Origin of the sequence: Kistimonas scapharcae (assembly GCF_039540975.1) — a bacterium.
Taxonomy (GTDB): Bacteria; Pseudomonadota; Gammaproteobacteria; order Pseudomonadales; family Endozoicomonadaceae; genus Kistimonas; species Kistimonas scapharcae.
Genome location: NZ_BAABFL010000388.1, coordinates 1 through 12,114 on the forward strand (window position 1 = coordinate 1; position 12,114 = coordinate 12,114).

Below are 12,114 nucleotides of genomic sequence, written 5' to 3' on the forward strand. Positions count from 1 at the left end.
CTCTGTTGCCAAAAGTACGGCCAGCTTGCTCACATTCCCAAGGTTAAGCGGGATTTAAGGAGAACCACTACATCACTTTCGTGCTGTATCCTTGCCTGTATTTCTAGTACTTTCCGCTAACCTGCCCAATTATCTACCTGATATAGCCTCTGCAGAGGTTATATCAATTAACGAGAACATACAGAACCAAACCCTCAGTGCCATCACCATTGGCGCGGTGAGTGACTTAGCGCACCAACTGACCGAAAGTCGCAACTGGTCAGTAACACCGTCAACGGCATTTGCGGGGCAGGATATCGCCTGGAAAACAGTCCAGCTGCTGGTCGTCAATTCAGACACATTAACTCAGGATGAACTTCAGCTGGCTGAATCCGCTTTCTACGCCGGTGTACCAATCCTGATTGACGGGACATCCCACCAGGATGAAAACAAACAAAGCAAAGCCAGCACGGCGATTGGCGGCCTCGGTATGTCCGATCCCATTGTCCTGCTCCGATACAGTGGAGGAATGCCTGAATACCAGATTTTTGACATTACACCCGACACGCCCCAATTTTCTCCCGGTAATACCACGGCATTGAATGCCACACTGCCAGCGATTGCCGTTGATAACATTAACGGCTGCCTGGATCACTGGGCAGTTCATAGCGCTCGTGCCAGAGCAGCCAAAACCTCAAGAACAAGCCAGCCATACAGACCGATAGCCTCGATGCTGGTCACGTTCAACATGACGAATTTATCCTGTGAGGTAGGCAAAGAAGTCAGACGCTTTGGTGCTGGCAACATGGAGTATGAATGGACAGACAGAGTGGATCCCTGCAATCAGCAAATGAATGTTGCCCTGTCGTATACCGTGGATTTTTTTCGTTCTCTGCCACGCTCAGGAGATGGCACAGAAGGCAGCACCAGTAGTGTAGACGGAAAATTTGTACGCATTACCCTTGACCCAAAATCAGGTAGCGGGTCAGGCTGGCGCCTCGGCACCGAGCCAACAGAAAAAAACACCTGGTTCCAAAGCAACGCTAATCGAACAACATGGTTTGGACCTACCGTCTTATTCTATGAGTCTATGATTGAAAGCTTTGATCCGGATATGCAGCTGTTAGACAACATTCCCAAAAACACCCCAAAAAATTCCCATATCAAAGACGTCAACTCTTCCACTATCGGTGTGGCTGCAGACTTTGGTCTGGAGGTCGGGGATTCAGGCCCTAAGGCTTCCGGGAAACTGAGCGTAAACTACTCAAGCACCAGCACCCGTTGGGTAGAGTACGATGTTAATGAGTATACGGTCGAAAATCACTCTGAACGCACAGATACAGGCCCTGTTGCCAAATGGGTATGGGATAGAAAATACGACCTATACAATCAATTCTGGCGCACCCGTGATTATGAATGCTCAAAAACATTAAACCTGACAGACGATAGACCCTTTTGGAAAAGGGCTGAATTTACCGCCGCCTCTTACTCCAGCTTCGTGCCAGGCATGAGTACGAGTTTCTATGTGCCCAGCAGTAAAACCGGCTACTCGAATCTCACGATCAGTAACACCATTGCGCCGGTGGCGCTATCAGGGATGGTTGTCTATGCCGGCTTATACCAGTGCTACTATTCTGCGGGGTACTCGGGTTACGGATACAGTGGAGGAACACGAACAAGGTTAACGAAGAAGCTTGCCGTCAATTGGGATGCACCAGTATTCACGCCAGAAGTACCGGTAAGACTGGAACCCTTCCGCATTGATAGCCCGGATGGTCTATGCCTCTCGGTTCTGCCAGGTGAAGCAGAGGTCGTGCTGCTGGCGTGCAAAGGTGAAAACAGCCTTGATCAATTATGGGGGTGGGATGATATGAATCGCTACCAATCCAAATATTATCCAGGATGGTGCCTGGAAGTAGGACGCGATAATAGCGTGATTATCCAATCCTGTGATGCATCTGCCCGACAAAAATGGCGCTGGGAAGGCGATAAACTCATCAGTGAACTGGAAGGACGTGGTAAACGACTGACAGTTTTTAAAGGCAAGCCAGTTGTTAGAAAAGGAGGGGACAATGATATTCGCAGTGACTGGGCAAACTATGTGCGTTTACCCAATGCTGCAAATGCAGCTGAAGTAGGAAAGCATATGTAACGTCGGTGTATGACGACACTGCAATCATACTCCCAATTGACAGCCCCAGAAGCCCCCATCTCCTCGATGAAACATGGCTGAATCTGGGGGGGGGGGTTCCCTTTCACGAATGGCATAAGAAATAAAACGTGTTTTGTTCTTATGCCGTCCTTACTCGGCAGACCATGCCGCTCTCTCCATATAGCATCCTCTCCTTGCACGTTCATAGGTAAGAACATGATACATGGAAAAAATAGCATCACGCGCCTGACATCGCTTTCCTTTGCAGTGGCAGCCTGTAGCCTGCCACTTTTCCAACCGTTCTGCGCACAGGCAAGCTCTCATAGTGCAACACTGCTCTCGTCCCATTCCCTCATTATCGTAACCATTGGTGCCTTGCCGGATCTTTCTCTGAGCGTTCTCCAGAACCGTGGCTGGATAGCACAGCCTGCCGGCAACACGACGACCGATTGGCACAGGGTCAGCCTTCTGGTCGTCAATGCCAGCCTGCCAATCAGCAAGGACGAGCTGACACAAGCCCGGGATGCGCTCTCCGCCGGTGTCCCCATCCTGATTGATGGCACCACCAGTAACGATGCAGACAAACAACGGCGGATCAGTGCCAGTATCGCAGGCATCGGCCTGAGTGATCCGGTCATCCTGGTTCGCCAGCGAAACGGTATGCCGGAATACCGGGTACTCAGTATTACCTCTGAACAGGAAGAGTTTGCCTCATCGAAGCATGAGGCCAGCGTGATCATGAATCCGGCCCACCAGATCTCCGATACCCAGCTCACGTTGCTGGCAGACGAGATTGATGAGTTGTTGAGTGAATGGTTTATCGGTGACGAAACCTCTGATCACCGTCGCCTGCGAAAGGCCGGCACAGCCTCGGCTGAAAAGCAGCCGCCCTTCACGCCGGAAACCACCATCCCCCTGGAATTCCGCTTTGTCGGTAACCGCTGCATGGTCGGAAAAAAAGTCGATGGGTGGGACTGGAGCAGTGAAACCATTGATGCCTGTAACGGCAAGATGTCTGTTTCCCTGTTCTACAACATCGACCTGATCCGTTCGACCCCCTATTCCGGTGGCGGTGACCATAATGCCGACGATGCCAAGTTTGTACGGTTGACCCTGAACCCACAGCAATCCGGGGGCGCAGGCTGGCATCTTGCGAAAGCGCCCACCCACAAGCACACCTGGTTCCAGTCCTGGACCAACCGGGACACCTGGTTCGGCCCTATTGCACTGAAATACGGTACGAATATTCGCAGCAATGATCCGGCACTGCGCCTGTACCAGCACACACCTGACAACACACCACGGCATAAGACCATCAGTGAGGAAACCGGTTTCACGGTAGGTGTCGCAGCGGAGGCCAACGCGGAGGTCGGCAAGGAAGGTCCCAAGGCAGGAGGGAATGTCAGTGCCAACTTTTCCTATACCAGCAACCGGACCGTCGAATATGAAGTGCACGAATACACCGTTGAGAACACCTCATCCGCCTCAGGCAGTGGTGACCGGGCCTCCTGGCTGTGGGACCGGAAATACGACCAGCACCATAAGGACTGGGTAACCCATGTGACACAGCCGCTCTGGGGCAGCGACTGGCTGTGGAAAAACTCTGAATTCACGGCGGTCGCCCACGCGAATTTCAAACCCGGAATGAGTGCAACGTTCCGTGCGCCGGCAAACAAGCGCGGGACATCACAGTTGACGCTTGAAAACCACATTACGGTTGTTGCCCTGGGAGGCAAGGTTGTTTACTCCGCCCTGTATCAGACCTATGTACCGGGCGGCTACAAAGGCACACAGTATACCTTCAGGAAAAATATGCAGGTCAACTGGGACTCCCCTGTCTTTGATCCCGAAGTGCCGGTATCCATTGAACCCTTCCGTTATGACAGCGCTGACGGCCTGTGCCTGGATGTCACAGCCAGCTCGACAACCGATGGTGCACCGGTGGGTGTCTACCGCTGTCATTACCGCAACAACCAGCTGTGGGGCATTGATGATGAGCAGCGCTACCGGTCCAAAGTGGCTCCTGACCGCTGCCTTGAGGTGGCTCAGGACAACACGCTGGTCGTTCGCCGCTGTGATGCCTCAGCACGTCAGAAATGGCGCTGGGAAGACGACAATCTGATCAACGAACTGGGCAAGAAACTGGCACTGGTGAATGGCAAGCCGGTGGTCAGTGACAACCCTTCAGTCTACAGCGACTGGAAAAACTACATTCACCGCGTTGAAGCCATGGATGCGTTGAACATTTACTAAAGACACCTTCCGCATCGGCACCGGAAGCTGATGCGGATAAAGGCAACGTTTGTTGTATATCAATACAACGATTCTTCTGTGACTACGGCACGTTCTCATCGCTGGTTCGTCCTGTTAGCATCGTCTCATACCGGTTAAGACTCCCTGATGCCATGCGCCGTAAACTCCCGCCTCTGAATGCAATAAAAGCCTTTGAAGCGGTTGCCCGTCATGAACATCTGGGGCGGGCGGCAGAAGAGTTGTGTGTATCCCACAGTGCACTGAGCCAGCAGATCAGTCATCTGGAAAGCTGGTTTGGCCTGGATCTGTTTACACGCACGGCGGGACGCATTTTACTCACAGCACAGGGACGCCAACTGCTGCCAGCCTGTACCCACGCACTGGATCATATCCTTGAGGCCAGCATGGCTCTCCTGCAGCAGGCGCCGGCGGATCGTCTGGTCATTCACTGCGAACCGACGTTTGCCGCCCGTTGCCTGAGAGGTCAGATACAACGTCTTCGCTCAGCCCTGAATCAAGTCGACATTGAGCTGATCACCAATCACCAGCTTCCGGCCCGACTGCCTCAAACGACTGACCTGGTGATCCATTACCGCCGTCCACCTGCCTGGCGAAAGATCCACATGAGCCACCTGATGGATCTGGACGGTTTTCCGGCCTGCAGTCCTTCAATGCTGACGCGTATGGCGCCGGTTCAGACGCCTGATGACCTTCACCCTTTCCATCTGCTGCACAGTGAAGATCGCACGACCTGGATCAACTGGCTGCAAAGTAACAACGTCACGTCTATTACCGGTGAAAGAGGCACGGTTTATGAAGATTTCTGCCTGACCATTGAAGCGGCGGTTGCCGGGGAAGGGGTAATTATTGCAGACCCGGTCTTCTGCAAAGCGGAACTGGCACAGGGGTTGCTGGTTCCTTTGTTTGAGGAAACCATTCCCTGCGCCAGCTATTACGTGGTCTGTCACCAGTCCGGTTACCAGCGTCCGTTGATCCGGCAACTTCATGACTGGATCCTGAAGGAATACGCTATTCCTCAACCCGAATGAAGACTGTTGCGGTGACCGGATTGATTTACTGAATATAACTTCTCGGTACCTTACCGCGTACCTGCGCCCAATCCAGTTTCTGGCTGGTATACAACGTGATCTGTTTGACCCTTCTGGGTGAATCAAAGTCTGCCAGTTTTAACAGCATATCGCCGTCATGACGCATGCCATTCAAATGACCGATCTCACCATTGATGATCAGCTTCTTGCCGTTTTTGAACTCCACCTGCAAGTCATAAAAGTCACTGGATCGAAAACTGGCGGTCTGTGCATACAGTTCCACACCGACCAGCGGCTGGCTGGTATCAACGACAATGCTGCGCCGGGTGCGCTTCCCCCAGGAGCTGGTTCTGGGTGAAACGTCCCGAACGGTATAACGGCCATCCCATTTTTTAATATTGTTTTTGGCGCTGTTTTCCTTGTTCTTCACCCCGGCAGAGGCTTCCAGCATGGCCAGGGTATCGCGCATTACCTTGATCTGCTGTTTAACCTGCTTGCGATTGATCGAACCCTCTTCATACTGGCGGACTTTTTTCACCAGCGTCTTGGCTTCCTGACGAAGTTGTATGGCCTGATCTTCCATCGACATCGCAAAAACAGAAGAAGCAGTAAAAAGCAAAAGGACAGAAACTAGCGGCAGGCTCAGGTGTCTGGTCAGTGGCATCGTAAACCCGATCAATGTTGTCGTAATGGTTAAGTGTGACGGGTTCTGATATTCCACCAACAAGCAGCGGGAATGGATCAAACCGGTCAGGCGGGCGACTATAAGCAGCTGAATCTTAACCAAACCTTAACAGGTTCCCGGTTTACCACGGCCCCGTTATCTGACCAGAGCTAACGAGGCCAAGGGCTTATAAACGTGATATCAAACGGCTGTTGCCGTCTCTGAGCCACTCCCCTGCTTCAGTCGAGTGATGGACACCTCAATAAAGATCATCGCTGCAACAATGCCGATCACTGTAGGGCCAGAATATGCCCAGTCGATATCGCCCCCCAAAATATCAGGAAAGACGAACAGCACACAGCCAAAGAGCAGGACGACCGCTGGCAACAGCGCCACCAGTACCGCCATACGATCACCACAGGGAACCCGGAAAGGCCGCACCGCATTCGGCTCTTTCTGACGCAGTTTTACGAAAGCGCCAAAGAAGAAAAAGTAGGTGATAAACAACAGGAAGTTCGCAAAGGCAAACAGGGACCAGAACAGGTCATCAGCGTTACCTGCCATGAAACCATAAAGCACCAGCGCCACTGTCGCGACATAGCCGGTCATCATGTTCGCGCCCTGCGGTGCGCCATGAGCGTTCTTCCTGGCAAAGATCGCCGGCATTTCATGGTTGTTGGCCGCTTCCATCGCCGCACGGGAGGCTGCCATGATCCAGGGGATCAGGTATGTGAACAGACCAAATATGGCGACCAGAGACAGTGTGATGGTCAACAACGTCCCCATATTACTGTCGCCAAAAAGGACATTGAATGTCTGTACAATGCCGCCCACCAGGGAGAGTTCTTCCAGCGGCAAGGCTGTCATCATGGAAGAGATGGCCGCCCAGTACAGCAATACAATGATGCCCATGGCCAGCATAATGCCCAATGGCAAATCCCGCTGAGGGTTACGAATGCTTGAGCCCATGCAGGCAATGGTTTCAGCACCTATCAGCATATAGATGAGCGTGGGCGCATACATGAATGACGCATCCATGGACGGCATCATACTGGACAATGTCAGTTCATTCGCGGCCCCATGATCACCAATATAAAACAGACCACCGACAGCCATAGCCAGCAACACAAGGACTTTCGATAAACCGCCCAGCGTGTTGATCAGGTTCCCGATATCCAGAGAGGCATTGGCGGTGAAAATAGTGATCCAGACCATCACGAGAGCAATAGCAATCATGCCCCAGGTACTCATGCCGGGGAAAAACAGCTCCGCGATCATACCGGCACAGATCAGGTAAACCGACGGCATCCACAGCGGTACGTTGATCCAGTAATACCAGCCGACCCGGGCGGCATTACGTTCACCAAGCCCGAGCAGCGTCCAGTCATACACGCCGCCCTCCCCCGGGAATGCGGAACCCAGCTCACAGACGATCAGAACATAAGGCAGTACAAAGCACAGCAGGATCAGCACCCACCAGCCAAACACTGATGGGCCAACCGCCGCAGAGGCCGTCAGGCCATCAATACCAATCAAACCAGACAGGATGAAAAAGATAATGCCGACCAGACCCAGGCCGGACTTCTTGGATGTACTCATGTTGCTACCCCCCGGGGTCAACAAGCATTGTTATGGTTCCGGTGTGCTTCCCTGCACATCAGGCATATTGTCTCAAAGCGCGGGCACCTGTTGTGTAATGCAATGGATATTGCCGCCGCCAAGGAGAATCTCACGCGCCGGAACACCCACGATGTCATAGCCCGGGAAGATATCCTGCAGCATCGCCTGTGCCTCAGCGTCCCGTTTCTCACACAGCAGCGGGAACACAATCCGCCGGTTGGTGATCAGGAAGTTGGCGTAACTGCCCGCCAGCCTGACACCACTGGATCGCTCCATGCCTTCACACACATCAAAGCCATCCGCTTCATCATCACGGATATACAGCGGCCCCGGCACTGGCAGCTTGTAGATTTTCAGTTTTCGTCCTTTGGCATCTGTCGTATTGTCCAGCACCGCCAGCGCTTCCCTCGAGATGGCATACTGGGGATCTTCCGGATCATCGCACCATGACAGCACTACCTCACCGGGACGCGCCACGTGCATCAGGTTATCCACATGTCCGTTGGTATCGATGTCGTTATACAGGCCATGGGGTAACCAGATCACCTTGTCCACATTCAGGTAATCTTTCAGGTACTGCTCTATGTCTGCCTTGGACAGATCCGGATTGCGGCTGGGATCCAGTAAGCACTCCTCTGTCGTAAAGGCTGTCCCTTCACCATCGACGTGTATAGAGCCTCCTTCCAGCACCAGCGGTGCACGGTAACTGTCGTCACCATGGAACTCGCACACCTTGCGGGCAATGGCGTCGTCCGCATCCCAGGGGAAATAGAGGCCATCCAGCAAGCCGCCCCAGGCGTTGAACTGCCAATCGACACCGCGTCGCTCACCTTCATCATTGACGACATAGGACGGGCCCATATCCCGCATCCAGCTGTCATTGGTACTCATTTCCACGACCCGGATATGCGGCGGCAGCTGTTGCCGGGCATTATCATATTGCCCGGCGGAAACGATCATATTGACCTGGGTTTCCTCAGCGATCACTTTTGCCACCTCGACAAAAGCCGACTGTGCCGGTTTGGCGCCCCAGCGCCAGCTGTCCGGCCGTTCCGGCCAGGCGATCCAGACCGCTTCCTGGGGTTCGTGCTCCCCGGGCATCCGGAATCCGTCCACCTTACTGGTGGTTGTGCGTACCTTTGCCATGTTTCACGCTCCGAAACAGAATCGACAATGGCCGGTGATCCCAAGCATGGCATCACCGGCACGCTTTGCATCAGGAGAGGCAGCGGCTGAGCAAGGCTTCCGCTTCTGCCTTGCCATGACGCTTAAGATCTTCTGAAGCCTGTTTCAGACCCGGATAAAGCAAGGTGCACAGGATGGCCATTTCACTGTAAAGACGGTTTTCAGCCTGATCGAAGACAATGGAATAATCGCTGTCCATTACTTCACTGGTCACATCCACATCCCGCAGTGCCGGCAGGTAGTGCATGAACTTGGCATGGGGCTGCGCCTTTTTCATCAGGTCCATGTTGACGTGGTAGCGGGGGATGAACAGTTTCATCCGTTCTTCTTTCTGTTCTTCGAAATAACCGGGATAGTAGAGACAGCCGGTGTACACGAAGTCGGCCTCGTCGATGTATTTTTCCGGTTCCATCGTGCGGATAAAGCGTCCCATCCCCTCTTCTGCGGCACGCATGGAAGGTTCAGCCTCTTCGTCTGTCAGGGTATAGCCTTCCGGTGACGCATAAATGACCGACATGCCCAGTCGCGGGAATAACTGGGAAACCGCGTTGGCACCGGTTTCCTCCACATCGGTCGGTCCAATCCAGAACAGGGTGACATCCTTAAGGTCTTTGTCCTTGGGTTTATGTTCCATCACGGTCATCAGGTCACACATGGCCTGGCAGGGATGGAGGTAGGCGGTCATGGCGTTGATGACGGGGACATCGGAATACTTCGCATAACTCATCACGCTGTCATGGTCGAGATCCCGAATCAACACGCAATCCAGAAAACGGGACAGCACTTTTGCCGTATCGTAGTTACCTTCATAGCCTGTGCCGAGGTGGATTTCACCAGGCCGGAGATACAGAGCATGACCTCCCAGCTTTTCGAGAGCTACCTCAAAGGACACCCGGGTCCGGGTAGACTGCTCAGCGAAGATCATGCCGAGGGAAACCCCTTTCAACAGCTCAGGGCAGGCACCCTGCTTATCCAGGCGCTTCAGCAGGAAAGCCAGGTCGATCATGTTCTTGAGTTCGTCGACGGACCAGTCCCAGGTATCAAGGAAATGACGCATGTTTCACGCTCCCGTTTTCTGTTGTCTGCCGATGAACCGAAGTGGCTCATCGGTGTTTTGTTCGCTTCGGGAGCTACGTTATTGCAGAGGAAGAAAAGAAAAAATTTCGATTAACTGACGGGGTTGTAAGTTTTTCTTAACAGGTTGCATCGTTATCAAAACACAACCCGCGACAATTGGTGACGTCTATAACAAGCCAGAGTCACATGACCTGCCAATAGACACCGTACAGACATCCAGCGTCGTCTCACCCTGCAACCGTTCCCACAAACGGGGGAAACCGGAGAGTGATCGCGGAACAAGGCTTCCTTTCAACTCAGGATTCACCGGTTGCCAGACACCATTGGCATCTCTTTCAGCCACCAGAAAACGAAATGGATGGATGGCATGAACACCTAGACGCAAATCGGTGGCGATCAAATGGCCTTGTGTTTCATTGAGGCTGTAAAAACCACCGGTGAACCAGTTCAGACGATCCAGCGACGCCAGTTCCGGCGCATCAGCAACGGATTTACCTGGAAACTGAATAAGCTGAATATCGGTCTGATCATCCAGCAGTGAGGCAAGACCTTCATAATAATGATCACCATCCAGCACCATCACTCGCCAGAGCACGATATTGAACGGTGTAGGCGCACTGAACACCGGCTTGCCGCTTAATCCCTCGGCAGCCAACGTCGTATCCAGCCGTTCATGGATCACGCCTTTTGCCACGAGAGACAGCACCAGATAACCGGCACTTAACAGTAGCCCTGCCGAATTCCATCGCAAAGCATGGGGGGCTCCCCATTTGCACAGGCATATAAGCACCCCGACCAATAACGGCAAGGTATACAACGGGTCAATGATAAATATTGAGGATAGGGCAACCGGCTGCGAAGGCCACGGCCAGAACAGTTGGGTGCCATAAGTGGTGAAAGCATCCAACAATGGGTGGGTAATCAGGCACAGCCAGATCATCAGCCACAAACGCAGAAAACCCGGCCTGACCGATGAGAACCATCGATACACGGCAGTAGCCAGTACGATTGATAAAGGGGTCAAAAACAACAGGGAGTGAGAGAAACCGCGATGTTTGGTCATATCACTGACCGCATCACCCCAGCGAATCAGGTTATCGAGATCCGGCAATGTGCCAAGAACCGCTCCCCACAGGAACGCCTTACGACCATATCGGCGTCCTGCCACCGCACCACCAAGGGCAGCGCCCAGTAATGCCTGACTGACTGAATCCATGTAATAAATGGCTTCCTCTATTACAACAGCAACAGGAGCAGCATTACTCCAGCCACCATTCTGCCCCGCTCCCATTATCAATTCTTAACAGGTTGGGAAACCTATCCTTAATACTGTTTCCCTGTGCATCCACATACAGATTTAATGCTATAGCCGGTTTATCACCCGATGCCTCCTGAAGACGATGTGTATTGTCCTGATCGGGTAAAAAATATTGAATGGGATGATATTGTTCAAGTTTTCGCTGTTTATCCAGTATGGCGATCTTGGTGCCGGTATTCACCAAATAATCGGTATAACCATACATCTCAGTTATTTCACCGTTAACCAGTAAAGGGCCACATTCCACATTATGATCATGGGTGACGGTTTTCTGCCCAGGACACAGGACAATCGCAACGATCGCAAATGGCACGGTTTTATTTCTGAACTCAGGGTAATCATCGCTTCGAAAGATGACAATTCTCTGATAGGTCTTACTACAGTCAGTAGTATAAAGGCTGGAAAAGTGAATTGTGGAAGCTTTCAGGTTTTCTCCAAGATGTCGCCACACCCATTGGGGTATTGCCCTGCCGGAAACATCCTTGTTGACGCCTTTAGTAATGAGATGAGATACCACTTCTGAAAACTGAGTCTTGATCGCATCCGAGTTATCAGTAGCACTCACACCGAATGGAAATACAACCAGCCCCAACATTACTGAAACTAATCTTAAGAATACCTTAACGCTGTTTGTCCGTTTGCGGATGACGGGCAAAACAAATCTCCTGACATATAGAGTATTAATGCAGATTAATCTAATAACACTGTATAGCCGAAATAGTGCATTTTTTCCGATATCCTTAACTCCCGCTTAACGATCTGAAGAAGTAAGGCTAAATTGAATGAAGAGAGCGTCCCCTGTGCTCTTCAGGCAAAA

Annotated in this window: 9 protein-coding genes; 3 read left to right on the top strand and 6 right to left on the bottom strand. The window is 52.3% G+C overall.

Annotation, left to right across the window (positions count from 1 at the left end; all coding sequences use genetic code 11):
* Positions 1-91 precede the first annotated feature (91 nt).
* From ABD892_RS14265 to ABD892_RS14275, 3 genes are all read left to right on the top strand, one after another.
* Complete coding sequence (locus ABD892_RS14265) at positions 92-2,131, top strand: leukocidin family pore-forming toxin (protein ID WP_345196505.1); 2,040 nt, start codon at positions 92-94, stop codon at positions 2,129-2,131.
* 216 nt (positions 2,132-2,347) lie between these two features.
* Positions 2,348-4,384, top strand: coding sequence for a leukocidin family pore-forming toxin (locus ABD892_RS14270; RefSeq protein WP_345196507.1), 2,037 nt, complete (start codon positions 2,348-2,350; stop codon positions 4,382-4,384).
* Between the two features lie 152 nt (positions 4,385-4,536).
* Positions 4,537-5,433 (top strand): LysR substrate-binding domain-containing protein, encoded by an 897-nt coding sequence (locus ABD892_RS14275; RefSeq protein WP_345196508.1) that lies wholly within the window; start codon positions 4,537-4,539, stop codon positions 5,431-5,433.
* A 25-nt stretch (positions 5,434-5,458) separates the two neighbouring features.
* Here the strand turns inward: ABD892_RS14275 and ABD892_RS14280 are convergent, their stop codons facing one another.
* The 6 genes from ABD892_RS14280 to ABD892_RS14305 all read right to left on the bottom strand — a co-directional run bounded on the left by ABD892_RS14280 (position 5,459) and on the right by ABD892_RS14305 (position 11,952).
* Positions 5,459-6,220, bottom strand: coding sequence for a hypothetical protein (locus tag ABD892_RS14280; RefSeq protein ID WP_345196510.1), 762 nt, complete (start codon positions 6,218-6,220; stop codon positions 5,459-5,461).
* A gap of 78 nt (positions 6,221-6,298) precedes the next feature.
* Positions 6,299-7,696: an APC family permease gene (locus ABD892_RS14285; RefSeq protein ID WP_345196511.1), complete on the bottom strand. Its 1,398-nt coding sequence runs from the start codon at positions 7,694-7,696 to the stop codon at positions 6,299-6,301.
* A 72-nt stretch (positions 7,697-7,768) separates the two neighbouring features.
* Positions 7,769-8,863 carry an agmatine deiminase gene (gene aguA, locus ABD892_RS14290; RefSeq protein ID WP_345196512.1) on the bottom strand — a complete coding sequence of 365 codons (1,095 nt, stop codon included), beginning with the start codon at positions 8,861-8,863 and terminating at the stop codon, positions 7,769-7,771.
* 70 nt (positions 8,864-8,933) lie between these two features.
* Positions 8,934-9,959, bottom strand: coding sequence for a Rossmann-fold NAD(P)-binding domain-containing protein (locus tag ABD892_RS14295; protein WP_345196514.1), 1,026 nt, complete (start codon positions 9,957-9,959; stop codon positions 8,934-8,936).
* Positions 9,960-10,145: 186 nt separating this feature from the next.
* Entirely contained in the window at positions 10,146-11,270 is a 1,125-nt protein-coding gene (locus ABD892_RS14300; protein ID WP_345196515.1) for a metal-dependent hydrolase, read from the bottom strand.
* Positions 11,239-11,952 carry a cupin domain-containing protein gene (locus ABD892_RS14305; RefSeq protein WP_345196516.1) on the bottom strand — a complete coding sequence of 238 codons (714 nt, stop codon included), beginning with the start codon at positions 11,950-11,952 and terminating at the stop codon, positions 11,239-11,241. The genes ABD892_RS14300 and ABD892_RS14305 overlap by 32 nt, the downstream gene beginning before the upstream one ends.
* Positions 11,953-12,114: the final 162 nt, after the last annotated feature.

Bases quoted from the DNA above. Each gene is read 5' to 3' on its own strand.
- aguA (WP_345196512.1), bottom strand. From the start codon at position 8,863: ATGGCAAAGGTACGCACAACCACCAGTAAGGTGGACGGATTCCGGATG.
- ABD892_RS14270 (WP_345196507.1), top strand. From the start codon at position 2,348: ATGATACATGGAAAAAATAGCATCACGCGCCTGACATCGCTTTCCTTT.
- ABD892_RS14285 (WP_345196511.1), bottom strand. From the start codon at position 7,696: ATGAGTACATCCAAGAAGTCCGGCCTGGGTCTGGTCGGCATTATCTTT.
- ABD892_RS14295 (WP_345196514.1), bottom strand. From the start codon at position 9,959: ATGCGTCATTTCCTTGATACCTGGGACTGGTCCGTCGACGAACTCAAG.
- ABD892_RS14275 (WP_345196508.1), top strand. From the start codon at position 4,537: ATGCGCCGTAAACTCCCGCCTCTGAATGCAATAAAAGCCTTTGAAGCG.
- ABD892_RS14300 (WP_345196515.1), bottom strand. From the start codon at position 11,270: ATGGGAGCGGGGCAGAATGGTGGCTGGAGTAATGCTGCTCCTGTTGCT.